The organism is Streptomyces sp. A0642, assembly GCF_004795105.1.
Taxonomy (GTDB): Bacteria; Actinomycetota; Actinomycetes; order Streptomycetales; family Streptomycetaceae; genus Streptomyces.
The window spans coordinates 365,930-386,714 of the sequence record NZ_SSBL01000001.1 but is presented as its reverse complement, the minus strand read 5'-3'; the positions used below and the strand labels follow the sequence as shown (position 1 = coordinate 386,714).

Genomic DNA, 20,785 nt, shown 5'->3' with positions numbered 1-20,785 from the left:
GGCTCCGCCGCCCCGGCACCACCGCACAGATCCACCTCACCACCCGCGCGTCGTCTCCGCGTACGCGCGAACCCACCCCCCATGGGCAGGAGATCCCCATGAGATCGAGTCCGAAGCGGCTCTCCGTACTCCTCGTCGGCACAGCTCTCATCGCCGGTGTCCTCGGCATCGGCACCATGGCCTCGGCCACGGACCCCGCGGACGGCATCCCGCCCGCCGTCGCCGCCGCCGTCAACCACACCGGGCACCGGATGGCCGCCTCCACCCAGGCGTCGGGCGACGACGCCGACGGCGACGGTTACATCCCCGCCGTGCCGCCGGTCACCGGTGTCGTCCCGTCCGACGCCACCCCGCCGCAGGCCTACTTCCACGAGTTCCAGGCCAACTGCTCCGTCACGCACACCGCCCCGGACGACCCGATCGTCTACCCGGGCCAGTTCGGCAAGTCCCACGACCACACCTTCCTGGGCAACCGGTCCACGAACGCGGCCAGCACGACCGGTTCGCTCTACGGCGGGAGCACCGCCTGCAAGGCGCCGGCGGACGCCTCCGCCTACTGGATGCCCTCGCTGTACAAGGGCGAACAGAAGATCCTGCCGGTGGGACCGCAGGTCATCTACTACAAGGCGGGCGTGACGGACTACCGGAGTGTCCGTCCCTTCCCCAAGGGGCTGCGGTTCGTCGTCGGCAACCCGATGCAGACCGCCCAGGAGTTCCGCGCACACAAGGGGTTCGTCGAGGGCTGGGAGTGCGGTGACAGCTTCTTCAACACCGACTTCCCGGCAAGCTGCCCGAGCCGGCCGGACGTACAGCTCAACCTGCGCATGCAGGCTCCCAGTTGCTGGGACGGTCTCCACCTGGACACGCCCGACCACAAGAGCCACATGGCCTACCCGGTGGTGAAGCCCGGCACCAACGACAACATGTGCCCGGCCTCCCACCCGGTCGCCCTGCCGATGATCGAGTTCAAGATGGCATGGCCGGTCAACGGCGACATGAGCCAGGTGAGGCTGGCCAGCGGCCGCGGCTACTCCTTCCACTACGACTTCTTCAACGCGTGGGAGGAACGCACCCTGAAGGCCATGGTCGACCACTGCATCGTCGGCGGCCTCCAGTGCGATCCGCGCGGCTACGACCAGAACAACCCGGGCCGCGGCGCGGTCCTGAACGCGGACTACCTCCTGCCCTGATCGTCGCCGGAGCCCCCGCGCGCAGCCCGGTCGCCCGCGCCCACCGCGGGGGCGGCCGGGCCGTCGGTCTGCCCGGTCCTCCCCGCAGGCGCGGGATACCGCGCGGCGCTCAGGGCGCCGCGGGACGCTCCGGGTGGCGCCGAACGCTCACTGCGCCGCCCTCTCACGGAGCGAGGCCTTCCAGGCCGGCGAATTCTCCTCGGCCTTCTCAGGTGTCCGGCGGCCCCCCTGGGCGAAGAAGTCGGCCAGCGGCAGGATCGCCGCGCCCACCGTGACGGCGTCCGGTCCCAGGGTGCCGAGCTCGATGCGTACGAGCGAGGACGGGTAGGCCAGGGCATTGGCAGTGGCGTGGGCGCGTACGCTCTCGAGGAACCGGGCGCCGAGCTGGAGGCCGGCCCAGCCTCCGACGAGGATCCGCTCGGGCTGGAAGAGGTTGATCAGGTCGGCGAATCCGGCCCCCAGGTACTCGGCGGTCTCCTCCAGGACGGCGAGCGCCGTCGCATCGGCCCGGGCCCCGGGGTCGGGCGGGTAGGCGGCGGCGAGTATCGCGGTCAACGCCGACTCCTCGTCGGCTCCGGCCACCGGGCAGCCGCCCGCTTCCCGCCAGCGTTCCAGGAGGGCCTCCGCTCCCGCGTAGGCCTCCAGACAGCCCTGTGCGCCGCAGCGGCAGCGGCGCCCTCGAACCTGCACCTTCAGGTGACCCCACTCGATGGCCCGCCCGGAGCGCAGGTCGTCGCTGACGACGCACGCTCCGACCCCGGAGCCGAAGAGGACGACGACGGCGTTGCCCGCCCCGCGCCCGGCGCCGAACCACATCTCGGCCTGGCCGAGCGTCTTCGCCCCGTTGTCGATGAAGTAGGGCACGGACTGCGGCAGTGGCACCGACTCCCGCAGCAGGCGTTCCAGGGGGACCGCGTCCCAGCTGATCGTCTGTCCGTGCACCACCGCGCCGTCCTCGGGAGTCCTGGCCACGATGCCGGGAACACCCACGCCCACGCCGAGGAGCTGGCCGGGATCGACCCCCGCGGTGCGGATGACCTCCTCGATGCCGTCGCGCACGTGCCCGATCACGACGTTGACGTCGTAACGGTCCTCTCGGCGCGGTCCGCCGGCGGTCAGCGGTTTCTCCACGCGCGCGAGTTCGGTCAGGCCCAGGTCGAAGAGCTCGATCCGGATCCGGGTCTCCCCGACGTCGACACCGATCATGCAGGCACTGTCCTGGCGGACACGCAGGAGGGTGCGGGGGCGGCCACCCGCGGAGTCCACGCTGCCGGCCTCCTCCACGAGTCCCTCGGCCACCAGTTCCGCCACCACGTTGCTGACGGATCCGGAGCTCAGACCGGTGACGGGGCCCAGCGAGAAGCGGCTCATCGGCCCGTCGAAATACAACCGTTGCAATACCGCCGTGCGGCTCTCCCTCCGCAGGTCATGCACGGTACGACCGTTGCGCTCTCTCACCACACACCCTCTCCGTTGGCCCTCAGCGCAACATACCGCTGCGACGCCCCTTGACGCGACCTTCTTCGGGCGTTTAACTCACGGCATAAATTAAGTCGAGAGGCAAGGCGAATGGGGCCCCGCGGGACAGTGGCCCCTGCCCCTCTCCGCTACCGACACCCCTGAAAAGGACTCCCGGACCATGCGCAGAATCAGAGTCGCGGCCGCTGGCGCCCTCACGCTCTCCCTCGTCCTCACCGCGGCTGCCTGCGGCGGCGGCACCGCCGGCGGTTCCGGATCCGGTTCGAACGAGCGGCCCAAGTCCCTCACGTACTGGGCCTCCAACCAGGGCGCCAGCATCGAGGTCGACAAGAAGGTGCTGCGGCCCGAGCTCGACAAGTTCGAGAAGGAGACGGGCATCAAGGTGAAGCTCGAGGTCGTGCCCTGGGCCGACCTGCTGAACCGGATCCTCACCGCGACCACGTCCGGCCAGGGCCCCGACGTCCTGAACATCGGCAACACCTGGAGCGCCTCCCTCCAGTCCACGGGCGCACTCCTGCCCTTCGACGGGAAGACCTTCGACGCGATCGGCGGCAAGGACCGCTTCGTCGACTCCGCACTCGGCTCCACGGGGGCGCAGGCCCAGGACCCGGCCGCCGTCCCGCTCTACTCCATGGCTTACGCGCTCTACTACAACAAGCGGATGTTCAAGGACGCCGGCATCGCCAAGCCGCCGGCCACCTGGGACGAGCTGACCGCCACCGGCAAGAAGCTGACGCGGGGCGGCAAGTCGGCCATCGGCGTGGAGGGCTCCAACCTCTCCAACAACATCCATCAGGTCTTCGTCCTCGCCAAGCAGCACGGCGCCGACTTCTTCACCGCCGACGGGAAGGCGGACTTCACTTCCGACGGGGCCGTCGCCGCCGTCAAGCAGTACGTCGACCTCATGGCCACGCAGAAGATCGTCGCCCCCGGCAACGCCGAGTACGCCCAGAACCAGTCCCTCAGCGACTTCGCCAAGGACAAGACGGCGATGGTCCTGTGGCAGACCGCCTCCGCCACCTTCAAGGCCCAGGGCATGGACGACGACGAATGGGGGGTGGCGCCCGCCCCGGTCCCCTCTGGCAAGCCCGGTACGGACGCCCAGACCAACTCCATGGTCGCCGGCATCAACATGGCCGTCTTCAAGAACACCAAGAACCGTGACGGCGCGCTGAAGTTCGTGAAGTTCATGACCAGCGACAAGGAGCAGATCCTCCTCAACAAGACCTACGGCTCCATCCCGCCGGTCAAGACCGCGCAGCAGGACGCCGCGTTCAGCGCCCCCGCCCTGACCGTGCTGCGTGACACCCTCGCCACCAGCGCCACCGCTCTGCCGCAGGTCCCCGAGGAATCCCAGTTCGAGACGGTCGTCGGAACCGCGGTGAAGGAGCTGTTCGCCGACGCCGCCGCGGGCCGGGCGGTCACCACGGACTCCGTGCGGGCCAAGCTCGAAAAGGCCCAGCAGCAGATGCCCAAGAAGTAGGCCGCACTTCCATGACACCTACCGTCGTTACTCCTCCGCGGGAGCAGACGGTGCGCAGGAGCACCCCCGGAGCGGCGCGCGGACCGCGCCGCTCCGGGCGCCGCCGTATCGCACTGCCCTACCTCCTGCTCGTGCCCGCTCTCATCCTGGAACTCCTCGTCCATCTCATCCCCATGCTCATGGGCATCACCATGAGCTTCCGGGAACTCACGCAGTTCTACATCAGCAACTGGGCCGGAGCGCCCTGGTCCGGGCTCGACAACTACTCCCTCGTCGTCGACTTCGACGCCCCCGTGGGCCAGGCGCTCCTCACGTCGTTCGTGACGACCTGTCTGTTCACCGTCCTGTCGGTAGGGCTGTGCTGGCTCATCGGGACGGCCGCCGCGATCTTCCTCCAGGAGAACTTCCGGGGCCGCGGCATCCTCAGGACCCTCTTCCTCGTGCCCTACGCGCTGCCCGTCTACGCCGCCGTCATCACCTGGGCGTTCATGTTCCAGCGCGACAACGGCATCATCAACCACGTCCTCCACGACCAGCTCGGCATCGGCGACAGCCCCGCCTTCTGGCTCATCGGCGACAACAGCTTCTGGGCCCTGCTGATCGTCTCCGTGTGGAAGGGATGGCCCTTCGCCTTCCTCACCGTCATGGCAGGACTGCAGAACATCCCCCGGGACATGTACGAAGCGGCCGCGCTGGACGGCGCCGGCGTGTGGAAGCAGATCCGGCACATCACGCTGCCCTCGCTGCGCGCCGTCAACCAGGTCCTCGTGCTCGTCCTGTTCCTGTGGACGTTCAACGACTTCAACACGCCGTTCGTGCTCTTCGGCAAGGCGGCGCCCGAGGCGGCCGACCTGATCTCCCTCCACATCTACCAGTCGTCCTTCCAGACGTGGAACTTCGGCACCGGCTCGGCCATGTCCGTGCTGCTCCTGCTCTTCCTCCTCGTCGTCACGGGCGTCTACCTGCTGCTCACCAGCCGCGGAAGGAAGGCCACCGATGCCTAGCCACGTACGCGGGCGCGGGACCGCCCGCTCCCCGATGACCGCGCCCGGCTCCTTCCTGTGGACCCGCCGGATCTTCCTCACCGTGCTCACCGTGTTCGTGCTGCTGCCGGTGTACGTCATGATCTCCAGCTCCCTCAAACCGCTCGAGGACGTCTCGGGCACGTTCGAGTGGATCCCCTCCCGGATCACCGTCCGCCCGTACTTCGACATCTGGGAGACCGTCCCCCTCGCCCACTACTTCATGAACTCGATCGTCGTCGCCGGCGCGGCCACCGTGCTGTCGGTGATCGTCGCGATCGCCGCCGCGTACGCCGTCAGCCGCTACTCCTTCCGCGGCAAACGCGTCTTCACCGTGACGGTCCTGTCGACGCAGATGTTCCCCGGCATCCTCTTCCTGCTGCCGTTGTTCCTCATCTACGTCAACATCGGCAACGCCACGGGCATCGCCCTGTTCGGCTCCCGGGAAGGACTGATCCTCACCTATCTGACCTTCTCCCTGCCGTTCTCCATCTGGATGCTCACCGGCTACTTCGACTCGATCCCGCGCGAGCTCGACGAAGCCGCCAAAGTCGACGGCTGCGGGCCGGTCAGCGCACTGATCCGCGTCATCGTCCCCGCGGCGTCACCGGGCATCATCGCCGTCGCCGTCTACTCCTTCATGACCGCCTGGGGCGAAGTCCTCTTCGCCTCGGTCATGACCAACGACACCACCCGCACCCTCGCCGTCGGACTCCAGGGGTACGCCACCCAGAACGACGTCTACTGGAACCAGGTGATGGCCGCCTCCCTCGTGGTGAGCGTCCCGGTGGTCATCGGCTTCCTCCTCCTCCAGCGCTACCTCGTCACCGGCCTCACCGCCGGCGCCGTCAAATGACGCCCTTCTCCGCACCGCACACGAAGAGGTTTCCCGTGTCCGAGTCCAACGGCTCCCACATCCCGCTCGACCTGGAGGCATTCCCCTCCGACTTCACCTGGGGCACGGCGACCTCCGCCTACCAGATCGAAGGCGCAGTCACCGAGGACGGCCGGGCTCCCTCCATCTGGGACACCTTCTCCCGGGTCCCCGGCGCGATCGACAACGGCGACCACGGCGACACGGCCTGCGACCACTACCACCGCTGGCCCGAGGACATCGCCCTCATGAAGTCCTTCGGGACCGACGCCTACCGGCTCTCCGTCGCCTGGCCGCGCGTCGTCCCCGGCGGCGACGGTCCCGTCAACGCCGCCGGTCTCGACTTCTACGACCGACTCGTCGACGGACTGCTCGACGCCGGCATCACCCCGTCCGTCACCCTGTACCACTGGGACCTGCCCCAGGCCCTCCAGGACCGCGTCCAGGACAGCCACGGCGGCTGGACCGAGCGGGCGACGGCCGAACACCTCGCCGTGTACGCCTCCGTCGTCGCGGAGCGCCTCGGCGACCGTGTCACCCAGTGGGCCACGCTCAACGAGCCGCTCTGCTCCGGCTGGATCGGCCACCTCGAAGGGCGCATGGCCCCGGGCCTGACCGACATCACGGCCGCCGTGCGCGCCTCGTACCATCTGCTCCTCGGACACGGGCTCGCCACCCAGGCCATACGCGCGGCCGCCCCGGGGGCCCGGATCGGCCTGGTCACCAACCACTCCACCGTCGCGGCCGCCTCCACCCGGCCCGAGGACGTCGCCGCGGCACGCCGGGCGGACGGCCACACCAACCGCTGGTGGCTGGACCCGGTCCACGGCCGCGGCTTCCCCGCCGACATGCGCGAGCTGTACGGGGTCGAACTGCCCGAGCGCCCCGGCGACCTGGACACCATGGCCGCCCCGCTGGACTGGCACGGGCTCAACTACTACTTCCCGGTCACCGTCGCCGACGACCCGACGGGACCGGTCCCGTACACCCGCGAGGTACGCCTCGCCGACGTCCCCCGCACCGGCATGGACTGGCAGATCGACGCCGACGGCCTGGAGTCCTTCCTGCTCCGGCTCACCGAGGACTACGGCGTACGGAAGCTGTACGTCACCGAGAACGGCTCGGCCTTCCCCGACACCGTCGGCCCCGGCGGCGAGGTCCACGACCCGGACCGCACCCGTTACCTGGAACAGCACATCGCGGCCTGCGCCCGCGCCGTCCGCAAGGGCGCCCCGCTCGCCGGGTACTACGCGTGGTCCCTGCTCGACAACTTCGAGTGGGCCTACGGCTACGACAAGCGCTTCGGTCTCGTCCACGTCGACTACGCCACGCAGCGCCGGACCGTGAAGACCAGCGGCCGGCGATACGCGGACATCGTCCGCGCCCACCGGACGGCCACCGGCAGCTGACCGGAGACCCACCCCGTTGCGCACCTGCGGAAGGCCGCCCTCGCACCGCGAGGGCGGCCTTCCGCAGGTGGCGACGCCTCACCTCCCCCGTCCCCTTCCGGCTGCCGTCCCGCTTCCCGGAGCCGGCGTCCGCGCGGCGCCGAGTCAGGGACGGGGTCGCGGGAAGGGCCGGCCAGGCCCCGCCCCCGTCCGTGGCGAAGCATCGCGACCTCATTCCCGCGCAGCGCCGGACGCCGCCGACCGCCAGGAGGCCGGAGCGCCGGACGCCGCCGGCCCCTCGGACGGGTGTGGAAGTCCCGCCCGCCCGGCGATGCCCGGCAGGCGAGACCTTCAGCAGACGCCCCGGGTCTGCCGGCTCGCGGCTGCGGGCCCATGACCGCAGCCGCGGGGGCTCACTGGGTGGAGAAGGTGGCGTCCGCCCGGTCGGTCGCCGTGGCGAGCGCCTCCACCCGCAGCAGGTAGTCGTAATGACGGATGTAGCGGCCCGGCGCGTTGGACGACTCGTACGAGACACCGGCGGAGTCGGCGAGGCCGCCGCGCGCGTTCCAGGAGGCGTCGCCGCGGAACAGCGCCGTCCCGTCGTTCTTCTCCACCCACACCTCATAGTTCTTGTGGCGCAGGAAGTAGCCGGGGAAGTCGGCCGACTCCAGGGAGACGGTCCCCCCGCCGGCGAGGCCGGCGACGACCCGGAACTGCGAGTCGGCCAGCGGAGCCACGTCCGGATCGATCCGGCCCCGGAAATCCCGGTGCCGGACGAAGCGGTCGGGATAGTTGTACGACGAGAGCCTGACCGGGGTCGGTCCGTCGGCGACCGGGATGCCGAAGTCGGGTGTGCCGTCGGCCTTCCAGTAGATCTTCTGGACGCGGGTGCGCCGGTTGGGATCGGCGAGAGGGTCCCCGGCGATGTTCTCGTAACTGCGGTCGTGGTAGACGAGGATGTCCGACCGTCCGTCCTCGGACACGGTGAACTGGTTGTGCCCCGGACCGTACTGGCCGGTGGCGGCGTTGCTCGCGAAGACCGGGCCGGCGCTCTTCGTCCATGACGACGCGTTCAGCAGGTTGGCGGAAGCCGGCGCGGTCAGCATGCCCATGCAGTAATGGGAGTCGGTGGCACTGGCCGAGAAGGTCATGAACACCTTCCCGTTCCGCTGGATGACGGCGGGGCCCTCGTTGACCGTCTGGCCTCCGGCGGTCTCCCACGAGGCGGTCGGCCGGCTGAGCATGACGGGGCTGCCCGTGACGGTCCAGGGGCTGGACATCCGCGCGAGGTAGATGTTGGTGCCGGGGCCCACGGCCGGGTCGTTCTGCGCCCAGGCGAGGTAACGGGTGCCGTTGACGACGAAGGTCGTCGCGTCCAGCGAGAAGGTGTCGAGCGGCAGCGCGATGCGGCCCTTCTCCGTCCAGGCGCCGGTGAGCGGATTCCCGGCGGTGCACTCCAGCACGTAGGGCCGGATCTTCCATATGTCGCCGACGTCACCTGCGGCGAAGTAGACGTACCACTTCCCGTCGATGTGGTGGATTTCGGGGGCCCAGATGTGCGCGCCCATCGTCCCGGCGGCGTGCTTGGTCCAGATGGTCGTCTCGGCAGCCGAGGAAAGACCCTGGATCGTGGTGGCGCGGCGCAGCACGATCCGGTCGTACGAGGGAACGGTCGCGGTGAAGTAGTAGAAGCCGTCGGTGTGCTTCCAGATGTGAGGATCGGCCCGCTGCTCGGCGAGGGTGTTCATGTACGTCACTCCGGGTGATGCGGGCACGGCGGCGCGGGCGGTGCCGGCCCAGGCGCCGCTGAGGCCGGCGGTGGCCGATCCGGCGATCATGCCGAGGACTGTCCGACGGTTGAGTGCAGGTCTCACGGACCGCTCCCTTTCTGGTTCGACGGTGTGGAGAAGCGAGTGGGCCGGGGCTCCCGGCCGGCCCAGCCCCTGGATCCAGGGCCTTTCGTCGGGATCGTGCAGGGCTCACGGGGCCCGGCACTGATCCGGCCTGATCCGAACGAAGGCCCTAGGCGATGGCCCATTGCTGGGCGTTGAGGTTGTTGCAGGTCCACTGCCGGACCTCGGCCCCGGGCGCGGTCGCCCACCCGTAGTCGTCGAGGCACAGACCGCTGTGGCGGTTGACCAGGGTGAAGTAGCCGCCGCCCGCGTCGTTCCTCTTCCACTGCTGGACCGCCAGCTCGTTGCAGGTCCACTGCTGGACGGCCGAACCGGGCGCGGTCGCCCAGTCCTTGTCGTCGAGGCAGAGGCCGCTGTGCCGGTTGCTGATGCGGTAGTAGCCGTCCCCGGTCGGTGTCAGGTCCCACTGCTGGGCGGCGACGCCGTTGCACGTCCACTGCCGCGCGTCCGAGCCCGGCGCGGTCGCCCAGTCGTAGTCGTCGAGGCACAGACCGCTGTGGCGGTTGCGGATGGCCACCGGCGAGCCCGGACCGCCCGTCTCCCCGGAGGGGCCTTGCAGAACGGTCGAGGTCGAGACCGGGACACCGAGGTCGGGGGTGCCGTCCGCCTTCCAGGAGATCTTCTGCACCCGGGTGGTACGTGTGGTCCCGCACCCGTCGGACGCCGAGGAGTTCGCGTGGTACGCGATCCAGGTCTCGGTCCCGTCGGGGGAGGAGAAGAACGAGTGGTGGCCGGGGCCGAAGACGCCGGCCGCGTCGTTGCGCTGGAAGACCGGGTCCGAGAACTTCGTCCACGACGCGGCCGCGAGGGGACTGCCGCCGCGGTACTCCAGCATGCCCAGCTTGTAGTTCGGGCCGTTGCAGTGGCTGGCCGAATAGGTGAGGAAGGTGCGGCCGCCCCGCTGCAGAGCGAACGGCCCCTCGTTGACCGCCCCGTCCTGGCGTTCCCACGCCAGCGTCGGGGCGGAGATCCGCGTCCCGAACGCACTGGCGGTGTACGGGTTGGACAGGGGTGCGATGTAGAGCGACTGAAGTCCGTCCCCGGGGTTGATCGCGGAGAACGTCATGTACAGGGCGCCGTTGAGCTTCAGCAGGCTCGCGTCGATCGCCCATCCGTCGTCCGGCAGCAGGTTGATGATGCCGCGGTCGGTGTACGAGCCCATCGGGTCCGGCCCGGTGCTCTCCAGGACATGCGTGCGACGGGCGGCGCAGCACTGCTCGACGGAGTAGTACAGATACCAGCGGGTGCCGACCTTCTCCAGGTGCGGCGCCCACATCTGCGTCCCCGTGCCCCGGTGGACCAGATGCTCAGGGGCGCTCCGCAGGCCCGCGATGGTCGACGACTTGCGCATCACGACATCCGAGGACCACGTGGTGGCGACGTAGTAGTAGAACCCGTTGTCGTACACCAGCGTCGGGTCGGCGCTGTCGGGCTCCCTGACCACGGGGTTGGTGAAGGAGGGCCCGGGCGCGGCCTGGGCCTCCTCGGGTCCGAACAGGTTCATGCCCATGGCGGTGATCAGGGCGAGGACGAGCAGAAGGGCCCGTCCCGCCGTGCCTTGCCGATGCGCGGACAGCACCATGTACTCCTTGAGTGGGGAAGAAGCGATACGGCCGGGACGGGGGACGCGTTTCCTCATGTGCGCTGTCGCCGGCCGGGAGAAGACACGGGCGGACGGCGCCCGCACGCTTCGCCCGGAGGCGCCGGGAGGATCGCGTCGCGGCCTGAAGAGCGCGTGCGGGGGCGCGGCACGAGCTCCGGTGACCACCCCATGATTGTTGTGAGCGCTAACAATTCAGAGGTCGATCACCCATGCGGAGTCACCCTCCATGGGTGGGAGGGTGGGTGGTGAGCGATGGCTATGACTATGGGCCAGCCCAAAAGACCCGTCAAGGCTTCGCGCAGCACTTCCGGAGAGCGGCCTGTTAGCGCGCACAGTTGAGACCGGTTTCAGGCTCCCGGACCGGGGCGGAGGGCGGTTCGGGACGCCGACCGCCGAAGACCGGTCGGCCGCCGGGGAACAGCCGGTCCGTCCCGCACGGTTGTAGCGACCGGGGAACCGGCACCGGCACCCGACCAAGACGTTTCTGACTGCAGAGGACTTTTCATGACTGACCGGCCTTTGACGCTCATGGCAGTGCACGCCCACCCCGACGACGAGGCCACGGGAACGGGAGGCGTGCTCGCGCGGTACGCGGCGGAAGGCATCCGCACCGTCCTCGTGACCTGTACCGACGGCGGCTGCGGTGACGGACCGGGAGGCGCCAAGCCGGGCGACCCCGGACACGATCCCGCGGCCGTCGCCTCGATGCGCCGTCAGGAACTCAAGGCGAGCTGCGAAGCGCTGAACATCAGCGACCTGGAGATGCTGGACTACGCCGACTCCGGAATGATGGGCTGGCCGAGCAATGACGCCCCCGCGTCCTTCTGGCAGACCCCCGTGGCGGAAGGCGCCGCCCGGCTCGCGGAACTCATGCGGCAGTACCGGCCCGATGTGGTCGTCACGTACGACGAGAACGGTTTCTACGGCCACCCCGACCACATCCAGGCCCACCGCATCACCATGGCGGCGCTCGAGATGACCGAGCTGACGCCGAAGGTGTACTGGACGACCATGCCGCGCTCGCTGATGCAGCGGTTCGGGGAGACCATGCACGAATTCAGTGAGGACATGCCCGAGCCGGACCCTGCCGAGGCCGCCGCGCTGGCCGAGATCGGTCTCCCCGACGACGAGATCACCACGTGGGTGGACGCCAAGGCGTTCAGCGGCCAGAAGTTCGACGCCCTGGCGGCGCACGCCAGTCAGGGCGACAACATCTTCTTCCTCAAGATGGGCAAGGAGAGGTTCGGCGAGTTGATGGGCATGGAGACCTTCCTCCGCGTCAAGGACACCACCGGCGCCCCCGTCCCCGAGAACGACCTCTTCGCCGGACTGCGCTGATCCGAGTGACCGGCCGCGGCCCGGGTCCGGGGCCCCGGACCGGCCCCGGACCGTCGCGCGGGGCCGCGGCGGCCGGTCGCGACGGCACGCTCCTCCCGGAACATCACCGAGCGGCGCACGCACTCGCTCGGCTGACGCGCTGGGCCCGCGCGCGGGCCCTCCCTCCTGCGGAACAGCAGCTCAGCGGGGTTGGGCGGACGATCCCTGCGGGGAGCGGAGCACGAGCAGGGTGATCTCGCTGGGAGCGAAGACGCGGAAGGGCGGCCCCCAGAAGCCGGTGCCGCGGCTGGTGTAGAGGAGGGTGCGTTCGCCGTGGCGGCTGAGGCCGGCGAGGGCGGGCTGGTCCAGGCGGACGAGATGGTGGAAGGGCCAGATCTGGCCGCCGTGGGTGTGGCCCGAGAGCTGGAGGTCCACACCGTCCGCGGCGGCCCGGTCGACGAACTTGGGCTGGTGGGCCAGGAGCAGGACGGGCAGGCCGGGGTCCGCGCCCTCCAGGGCTCCGGCGAGGTGGGCGCGGTGGCCGGCGAGGCCCGAGGACTCGGCGGTGACGTCGTCCACGCCGGCGACCACCAGGGTGTCGCCGCCGCGTTCGAGCAGCAGATGGCGGTTGCGCAGCGGCTTCCAGCCCAGCTCGTCCATCAGGTCGACCCAGCCCTGGGCCTCGCTGTAGTACTCGTGGTTTCCGGTGACGTAGACCCGGGCCCGGGTGGCCTGCACGGTGCCGAGCGGAGCCGCTTGGGCGCGGCGGCGTTCCGCCGTGCCGTCCGCGATGTCACCGGTGTGGCAGACCAGGTCGGCCTCCAGGGCGTTGACCTCGGCGCAGACCCGTGCCGACCAGCGGGCGCGGTCGAGCGGGCCGTAGTGGGTGTCGGTGATGAGCACGACGCGGGTGCCGTCCAGTCCCGCTCCCAGCCGGGGCAGGGGTACCTCCAGCCGGCGCACGCGTGGCACCCGCCGGGCCTCGGCATATCCGTGGACGAGCAGCACGGCGGACACGGCGAGGACCGCCCACGTGACGATCCGGGCCCGGTCCTGACCGTCGCCGACGCCGGCCACGGTCAGGGCGAGGCGCAACAGGACCCCGAGCAGGACGGACCAGGTGAACAGCACCCAGCCGACACCGAGGAGGGTGTCGCCGACGATCGCCGCCCGGTCCTGTTGCCGCCGCCCGTGGCCGCGCGTCATCGCGAGCGGCATGACGACGAGGCCGAGGACGGACAGGGCGGTGCCGCCCAGCGCCGCGGGGAGCGGCCAGTGCTGGCCCGCGTACAGCAGCACCCAGCAGGGCACGGCCCACAGCAGGACGGGGGCGATCAACGGGATGTAGCGCATCAGGCGGCGCAGTCGGCTCTGCCCATCGGCCGGAGCCGCACCGTCCGCGGACCGGGCCTCGCTGGTGTCGGTCACGCTTGCCCTCCTGGAGTAACGGGACTGCCGGCGGGCACTGTACCCGGTCGTCCTGACGGCGCGGGCGGGAGCGTTCCCCCCTGGCGTGACGTATGGCGCCCTCCCCGGCGGGGAGGGCGCCATACGGATGGACGGGCGGGCTTCAGCCCGTCGAGCCGGCGTGCACGGCTCCTACGAGCCGACCTTGCGCTTGTTCCAGACGTCGAAGCCGACCGCGGCCAGCAGTACCGCGCCCTTGATGACCTGCTGGTAGTCGGTTCCGATGCCGACGAGGTTCATGCCGTTGTTCAGCACACCGAGGACGAGACCACCGATGATCGCGCCGAGGACCGTGCCGACGCCGCCGCTCATCGACGCGCCGCCGATGAACGACGCCGCGATGGCCTCCAGTTCGAAGTTGAGGCCCGCCTTGGGCGACGCGGCGTTGAAGCGGGCGGCGAAGACCAGGCCCGCCAGGGCCGCCAGCATGCCCATGTTCAGGAAGACCAGGAAGGTGACCTTCTTGTCCTTCACACCCGACAGCTTGGCCGCGGGCAGGTTGCCGCCGATGGCGTAGATGTGGCGGCCGATGATCGCGTTGCGCATCAGGTAGCCGAACCCGACGACCAGCACGCCGAGGATCAGGAGCACGACCGGGGCGCCCTTGTAGCTGGCGAGCAGCAGCGTGACGACGAGGACGGCCGAGATCAGGGCGATCAGCTTGAGCGCGAACATCCTGCCCGGCAGGACGTCGAGGGCGAACTCCTGCTGCCGCTTGCGGTCACGGAGCTCCTGGAGCACCACGAAGGCGATCAGAGCGAAGCCCAGCAGGAGGGTGAGGTTGTGGTAGTTGGTGTTCGGGCCGACCTCGGGCAGGAAGCCGTTGGCGATCTTCTGCAGGTCCTTCGGGAAGGGGCCGAGGGTCTGGCCCTTCAGGAAGATCTCCGTCAGACCGCGGAAGAGCAGCATGCCCGCGAGGGTCACGATGAACGACGGTATGCCGAGATAGGCGATGAAGAAGCCCTGCACCGCGCCCGCGGCGGCGCCGATGGCCAGGCACAGCACCACCGCGAGGGGCCAGGACACATGGTGCTCGACCATCAGCACGGCGGCCATCGCGCCGATGAACGCGGTCAGCGAGCCGACCGAGAGGTCGATGTGGCCGGCGATGATCACCAGCATCATGCCGATCGCGAGGATCAGGATGTAGCTGTTCTGGAGCACCAGGTTGGAGACGTTGCGCGGCAGCAGCAGGTCACCGCCGGACCACACCGCGAACAGCACCACGATCAGGCCGAGGGCCATCAGCATGCCGTACTGGCGCATGTTGCGGCGCATGCCGCCGAGCATCAGCTGCAGCATGCCTTCGCCGGAGGACGGCCTGCTCTTGCCGGGCGGCATGGGGGCCGGAGTCTTGGCGGTCACGTCCGTGCTCATCGCTTTACCTCTTTGTCCTTCGTCATCTGACGCATCAGCGCTTCCTGCGAGGCCTCCGCCCGCGAGAACTCACCCGTCAGCCGCCCCGCGGCCATCGTGTAGATCCGGTCGCACATGCCGAGCAGCTCCGGCAGTTCGGAGGAAATGAAGACGACCGCCTTGCCCTCAGCGGCCAGTTGGTCGATGACCGTGTAGATCTCGTACTTGGCGCCCACATCGATTCCCCGGGTGGGCTCGTCCAGGATCAGCACCTCGGGACCCGCGAAGATCCACTTGCTGAGGACGACCTTCTGCTGGTTGCCACCGGAGAGTTTGCCCACCGGCTCGAAGACGGTCGGCGCCTTGATGTTCATGGATTTACGGAACCCCTCGGCGACCTGCCGTTCACCGTGCTCGTCGACCACCCCGCGCTTGGCGACCTTGCCGAGCGCGGTCAGCGAGATGTTCCGGTTGATGGTGTCGATGAGATTGAGGCCGTAGTGCTTGCGGTCCTCGGTGGCGTAGGCGATGCCGTGCCCGACCGCCTCAGGGACGGACTTGGTACGGATCTCGGTGCCGTCCCTGAGGACGGTGCCGCCCGCGTACCGGCCGTAGGAGCGGCCGAAGACGCTCATCGCCAGCTCGGTGCGGCCGGCGCCCATGAGCCCGGCGATTCCGACGATCTCGCCGCGCCGCACCTCGATCGAGACGTCGTCGACGACCTTGCGCTGCTGGTCGATGGGGTGGTGCACGGTCCAGTTGCGGATCTCCAGAGCGGGTGCCGCCCCCTCCTCGCGAGGGTGCGCGGTCCGCTCCGGGAAGCGGTGCTCCAGGTCGCGGCCGACCATCCCGCTGATGATCCGGTCCTCGGTCGTCCCCTCCGCCTTCACGTCGAGCGTCTCGATGGAGCGCCCGTCGCGGAGGATCGTGACCGAGTCGGCGACCCGGCGGATCTCGTTCAGTTTGTGGGAAATGATGATCGAGGTCATGCCCTGGTCCTTCAACGAAAGGATCAGGTCGAGGAGTTTGCCGCTGTCCTCGTCGTTGAGCGCCGCCGTCGGCTCGTCGAGGATGAGCAGCTTCACCTTCTTGGAGAGCGCCTTGGCGATCTCCACCAGTTGCTGCTTGCCCACGCCGATGTCGGCGACCCGGGTCTCCGGGTGCTCGTCGAGGCCCACCTGGCGCAGGAGTTCGCCGGCGTGCCGGAGCGTGTCGTTCCAGTTGATCAGCCCGCGCTTGGCGTGCTCGTTGCCGAGGAAGATGTTCTCCGCGATGGAGAGGTACGGCACCAGCGCGAGCTCCTGGTGGATGATCACGATGCCGTGCTGTTCGCTCGCCCGGATGTCCTTGAACCGGCAGGTCTCGCCCGCGAAGAGGATCTCCCCTTCGTAACTGCCGTGCGGATGGACGCCCGAGAGCACCTTCATCAGGGTCGACTTGCCGGCGCCGTTCTCGCCGCAGATGGCGTGGACCTCGCCCTGACGGACGGTCAGTGTGACGTCCGACAGCGCTTTGACGCCGGGAAAGGTTTTGACGATCGAGCGCATTTCCAGGACGGGTCCCGCCATGGCTGTGCCTTCCAATCCTTGAGGGGTCCCGGTTACTTGAGGTCGTTCTCGGTGTAGTAGCCGCCGCCGATGAGGACCTTCTCGTAGTTGGCCTTGTCGACGCTGACCGGCTGCAGCAGGAAGGCGGGGACGACCTTGGAGCCGTTGTCGTAGGACTTGGCGTCGTTGATCTCGGGCTTCTTGTCGTTCAGGGACGCGTCGACCATGTTCGAGGCGACCTTGGCGAGCTGGCGCAGGTCCTTGTAGACGGTCTGCGTCTGCTCGCCCGCGATGATCGACTTCACCGAGGCGGCCTCGGCGTCCTGGCCCGTGATGACCGGCATCGGCTTGGCGGCGGTGCCGTAGCCGTCCGACTTGAGCGCGGAGAGGATGCCGATGGAGATGCCGTCGTACGGGGAGAGCACGGCGTCGACGCGGGAGCTGCGGTAGCTGGACGTCAGCAGGTCGTCCATGCGCTTCTGTGCGGTGCCGCCGTCCCAGCGCAGGGTGGTGACCTGGTTGAGGGCGGTCTGCTTGGACTTGACGACCAGTTGGCCCTTGTCCATGTAGGGCTTGAGGACGTTCATCGCGCCCTGGAAGAAGTACTTCGTGTTGTTGTCGTCGTTGGAGCCGGCGAACAGCTCGATGCTGAAGGGGCCCTTCTTGCCGTCCGTCAGGCCGAGCTTGTCCGCGATGTACGTGCCCTGCAGCTCGCCGACCTTCTCGTTGTCGAACGAGGCGTAGTAGTCGACGTTCGGTGTGCCGAGGATCAGCCGGTCGTAGGAGATCACCGGGATGTCGGCGTCCTTGGCCTGCTGCAGCACGTTGTTGAGGGACTTGTTGTCGATCGCGGCGATGATCAGGGCGTCCACGCCCTGCGTGATCATGTTCTCGATCTGCGAGACCTGCTGGTCCGGGTCGTCCTCACCGTAGGCCAGCTTGGTCTTGTAACCCTTGGCCTTCAGTTCCTTCACGACGTTGGCGCCGTCGGAGATCCAGCGTTCGGAGGACTTGGTCGGCATCGCGATCCCGATCGTGCCACCGTCCGCACCTCCCTTCTTCTCCTCGCTCCCGCCCTCACTGCTCTGGCCACAAGCGGTGAGAGCGAGGGCGAGGGAGGCGGCCGAGGCGATGGCGGCGAGTGCGGCTCTGCGGTTACGCATGGTCATCATCCTTGAGGTGGGTCAGGGCTCGGTCCGGTGCTGTGGGCACGCCCAAGAAGTTGAGGGCGGTACGACCGAGAAACAGGTGTGTTGGATTGTGCGCGCGCGTGTCGTCTTTTGGGGAGACTGTTTCCGGAACGTTATGAGGAGATTCCGAAGGGGCTGAGCGGCGTCGGCAGTTCTCCCGGCCGACCGCCCCGCACCCGTTCGGGGCGCGGTGCACGCAGCGCGCGCACCGGCTCCGCCGGCACGTCCCGTTCGCCGCGCGGAGCGGTCCGGTGACGGGTCTTCCGTACCGGGTGCCGGGGGTGCCGGGAGCGTTTCCCAGCGGGGGCAGGCGGGTGCCTTCGCCGGCGGTACGGACAGGCGGGCGCGGTTCCACGCCCTCCTGAAGTCCCGCCGGGCGGACGGCGCTACTTTCGAAACACGCCCTAGCCGTCACCTCTCCCGGATCCTCAGGAACGTGACGGAGTTCGCCGGGAAGGTGTACGTGAAGGTGTCCGAGACCCCGGTCAGGGTCGTCGTCACCGGAGTGACGGGGGTGGCGGTCTCACTGTTCACCGCCTCCGGGGCCGCCGCCAGGGTGGTGACCCGCGCCCGGGACGCGACCCGGGCCCCGCCGAGGTCGACGCGGGTGCGTGCCTCGGCCGCCTGGGCGTTGACCACCTTGACGATCAGGTCGCCGGTCTTCTGGTCCCGGGTGACGACCTGGCGGAAGGGCTCGGCCACCTTGTCGTCGGTGAAGGAGTCCCATTCCTTGCCGTCCAGGTAGAGGGTCACCTGGCGGCCGCGGACCTTGACGTCGATGTCGTAGGCGCGCCCGGACTCGATGGTGCCGGGCTTGGTGAGCAGGGTCGTCTTCACCCCGTTGTCCGCCCGTTCGACGGCGTGGGCGGTGTTGCCCCAGCCCCCGAGGTTCCACCAGTAGTAGTTGCCGGTGTCCTTGACGCCGAAGGCGACCAGGAACCCTTCCCTGCCCTCCTTCTTGGTGGCCTTCACGTGCAGGTCGTAGTCGTGCCAGCCGGGGTCGCCGGCGGAGACCGTGGTGTTCTCGGCGGCGATGTCGGTCTGCGTGTACTGACCGTCCTGAACGGTCCAGCTGCCGCCGCCGGTGTGCTTCCACGCCGAGGGCTCGCCGGAGAAGTCGTCGTTCAGGAGGGGCGTGCCGTCCGCCGCGGTGACGCGTACGTCGTCGTAGGCGGCGGTCGTCGCCCAGGTGGACAGGCCCACGGCGCCGGAGATCGGGCCGGCGAGGGAGGGGGTGGCGGTGGCCCGGGAGGGGACGACCCGGTCACCGACGTTGTTCATGAACAGCTTCTGGACCTCGTAGTTGGCCGATCCCCAGGCGGAGTGGTTGTTGAACCAGATCATGTTCGGCTGCCACTGCACGTAGTCCTCGTTGGCGAGGAGGGGTGCGTAGGAAGCGAGCTTGACCACGTCCGCGTTGCGTTCCAGGCCGGTCATGAAGGCGGCCTCGGCGAGACCGTTGCCGAAGGTGTTGCCCCGGGAGGCGTACTCGCCGAGGAAGACGTCGGGACCTGAACGGTCGTACGTGTCGTAGCGGTTGTTGTTCTCCAGGAACCACCGCGGGCTGTTGTAGTAGTGCTCGTCGACCATCGCCACACCGGCGTCCCGGTTGAGCTTCCACGCGGTGTCGAAGGTGGCGCCGGCGGCGTCCGGGCCCGAGTTGGAGATCACCGTCACGCCGGGGTACTCGGCCTCGATGGCCGTACGGAACTGCGTGAAGCGCTCGAAGAACTCCCGGGGCAGGTTCTCCTCGTTGCCGACCTCGATGTGGGTGAGGTGGAACGGCTTGGGGTGGCCCATCGCGGCCCGCTTGCTGCCCCACGGGGACGTCACGGCGCCGTTGGCGAACTCGATGAGGTCCAGGGTGTCCTGGATGTGCCGCTTCAGCAGGGCGTCGTCGACGACGGCCCGGTTCTGCCCGCAGCCGGTGACCAGGGCGGGGACGACCGGCAGGGGCATCGCGCCGACGTCCTCCGCGTAGCGGAAGTACTCGTAGTAGCCGAGGCCGTAACTCTGGTTGTACCCCCAGAAGTTGGCGTTGGTGGGGCGCTGCTCGACCGGCCCGATGGTGTCCTTCCACTGGTAGGAGCGGGCGCGCTGATAGCCGGACTTCTCGCTGTAGTCCTCCATCGACCCGGTGTTGACCAGGCAGCCGCCGGGGAAGCGCAGGAAGCCGGGGCGCAGGGCGGCGATCTTCTCGGCGAGGTCCTTCCGCAGGCCGTTGCTCTGGTGCTTGTACGTGTCGCGCGGGAACAGCGAGACCATGTCCAGCGCGACCGCACCGGACGAGGCGACGGCGAGCCGGCCGCCGGTGGTGGTGCGGGTCGCGGTGAAGCTGACGCGGTACTGCTTCCACCCTCCCTTCACGGCCTTCTGCCGGGCCGTGGCCAGCGCGCCGGCCGCGTCCTTCAGCGTGACGGTGAGATCGGTACGGGCGTCCGCCCTGGCCCACACCGAGAAGTCGTACGTCTCGCCCGCCCGCAGCGACAGGCCGGTGTTGTAACCGGAGTTGGTGAGGACCGAACCGGGCGTCAGCCTGGCGTAGTTGCGGTTGTTCCCGTTCAGCCGGCCGCCGTCGTTCACCACCTCGGCGGAGCCTTCGACGGCCCACGAGGTCAGCGGCGTGTAGGACCGGTTGTCCGTGGTGGAGTACTCGAAGGACCTGTTCTGCACGAGTTCGGCGTACAGGCCGCCGTCCGCGGCGCGGTTGATGTCCTCCAGGAAGATCCCGTACATCGTGTCGTCGATGGCGGGACCCTGGCCGGCGGGGTCCACGGTGACGGCGTAGTCGGTGACGGGTGTCTCAGCAAGCGCCGGAGTGGGCACGACGGCGGTGGCCGCCAGGACCGCGGTGGCCGTCAGGACCAGTCGCAGGCGGGTGCCGCTTCTGCGGTACATGGGTGCTCCGAGGGTCGTGGCGCCATGGAGCGCCGGTGGGAGGGAGTGGGGGTGCGGC

The 20,785-nt window shown here is 69.2% G+C and carries 14 protein-coding genes; 6 read left to right on the top strand and 8 right to left on the bottom strand.

Annotated elements, in window-relative coordinates:
- Positions 1 to 98 precede the first annotated feature (98 nt).
- The gene (locus E6R60_RS01580) at positions 99 to 1,190 is read left to right on the top strand and encodes a DUF1996 domain-containing protein (protein WP_136324515.1); all 1,092 of its coding nucleotides are present in this window, start codon (positions 99 to 101) and stop codon (positions 1,188 to 1,190) included.
- 147 nt (positions 1,191 to 1,337) lie between these two features.
- Here the strand turns inward: E6R60_RS01580 and E6R60_RS01575 are convergent, their stop codons facing one another.
- Entirely contained in the window at positions 1,338 to 2,648 is a 1,311-nt protein-coding gene (locus E6R60_RS01575) for an ROK family protein (protein WP_136324514.1), read from the bottom strand.
- A 181-nt stretch (positions 2,649 to 2,829) separates the two neighbouring features.
- Between E6R60_RS01575 and E6R60_RS01570 the strand changes: the two genes are divergently transcribed.
- From E6R60_RS01570 to E6R60_RS01555, 4 genes are read left to right on the top strand one after another with little or no spacing between them, the layout of a single operon-like run.
- A complete protein-coding gene (locus E6R60_RS01570; protein WP_136324513.1) occupies positions 2,830 to 4,152 on the top strand; it encodes an extracellular solute-binding protein in 1,323 nt (440 codons plus the stop codon).
- Between the two features lie 11 nt (positions 4,153 to 4,163).
- On the top strand, positions 4,164 to 5,156 hold the full coding sequence (locus tag E6R60_RS01565) for a sugar ABC transporter permease (protein WP_136324512.1): 993 nt from the start codon (positions 4,164 to 4,166) through the stop codon (positions 5,154 to 5,156).
- 34 nt (positions 5,157 to 5,190) lie between these two features.
- Positions 5,191 to 6,030 carry a carbohydrate ABC transporter permease gene (locus E6R60_RS01560; RefSeq protein WP_136324889.1) on the top strand — a complete coding sequence of 280 codons (840 nt, stop codon included), beginning with the start codon at positions 5,191 to 5,193 and terminating at the stop codon, positions 6,028 to 6,030.
- A 59-nt stretch (positions 6,031 to 6,089) separates the two neighbouring features.
- Positions 6,090 to 7,457 carry a GH1 family beta-glucosidase gene (locus tag E6R60_RS01555; protein WP_168713531.1) on the top strand — a complete coding sequence of 456 codons (1,368 nt, stop codon included), beginning with the start codon at positions 6,090 to 6,092 and terminating at the stop codon, positions 7,455 to 7,457.
- Between the two features lie 392 nt (positions 7,458 to 7,849).
- Here the strand turns inward: E6R60_RS01555 and E6R60_RS01550 are convergent, their stop codons facing one another.
- Together E6R60_RS01550 and E6R60_RS01545 are read right to left on the bottom strand one after the other, a co-directional pair.
- Complete coding sequence (locus E6R60_RS01550; protein ID WP_136324510.1) at positions 7,850 to 9,274, bottom strand: family 43 glycosylhydrolase; 1,425 nt, start codon at positions 9,272 to 9,274, stop codon at positions 7,850 to 7,852.
- A gap of 184 nt (positions 9,275 to 9,458) precedes the next feature.
- Entirely contained in the window at positions 9,459 to 10,931 is a 1,473-nt protein-coding gene (locus E6R60_RS01545; RefSeq protein ID WP_136324509.1) for a family 43 glycosylhydrolase, read from the bottom strand.
- 525 nt (positions 10,932 to 11,456) lie between these two features.
- Between E6R60_RS01545 and E6R60_RS01540 the strand changes: the two genes are divergently transcribed.
- Entirely contained in the window at positions 11,457 to 12,290 is an 834-nt protein-coding gene (locus E6R60_RS01540) for a PIG-L family deacetylase (RefSeq protein ID WP_136324508.1), read from the top strand.
- A 180-nt stretch (positions 12,291 to 12,470) separates the two neighbouring features.
- On the opposite strand, the gene E6R60_RS01535 is transcribed toward E6R60_RS01540, so the two are convergent.
- From E6R60_RS01535 to E6R60_RS01515, 5 genes are all read right to left on the bottom strand, one after another.
- Positions 12,471 to 13,697: a metallophosphoesterase gene (locus E6R60_RS01535; protein WP_136324507.1), complete on the bottom strand. Its 1,227-nt coding sequence runs from the start codon at positions 13,695 to 13,697 to the stop codon at positions 12,471 to 12,473.
- 171 nt (positions 13,698 to 13,868) lie between these two features.
- A complete protein-coding gene (gene mmsB / locus E6R60_RS01530; RefSeq protein ID WP_136324506.1) occupies positions 13,869 to 15,113 on the bottom strand; it encodes a multiple monosaccharide ABC transporter permease in 1,245 nt (414 codons plus the stop codon).
- A complete protein-coding gene (gene mmsA / locus E6R60_RS01525; RefSeq protein WP_136324505.1) occupies positions 15,110 to 16,660 on the bottom strand; it encodes a multiple monosaccharide ABC transporter ATP-binding protein in 1,551 nt (516 codons plus the stop codon). The genes mmsB and mmsA overlap by 4 nt, the downstream gene beginning before the upstream one ends.
- A gap of 32 nt (positions 16,661 to 16,692) precedes the next feature.
- The gene (gene chvE, locus E6R60_RS01520) at positions 16,693 to 17,802 is read right to left on the bottom strand and encodes a multiple monosaccharide ABC transporter substrate-binding protein (protein ID WP_136324504.1); all 1,110 of its coding nucleotides are present in this window, start codon (positions 17,800 to 17,802) and stop codon (positions 16,693 to 16,695) included.
- Between the two features lie 438 nt (positions 17,803 to 18,240).
- Entirely contained in the window at positions 18,241 to 20,727 is a 2,487-nt protein-coding gene (locus tag E6R60_RS01515; protein WP_136324503.1) for an alpha-L-arabinofuranosidase C-terminal domain-containing protein, read from the bottom strand.
- Positions 20,728 to 20,785: the final 58 nt, after the last annotated feature.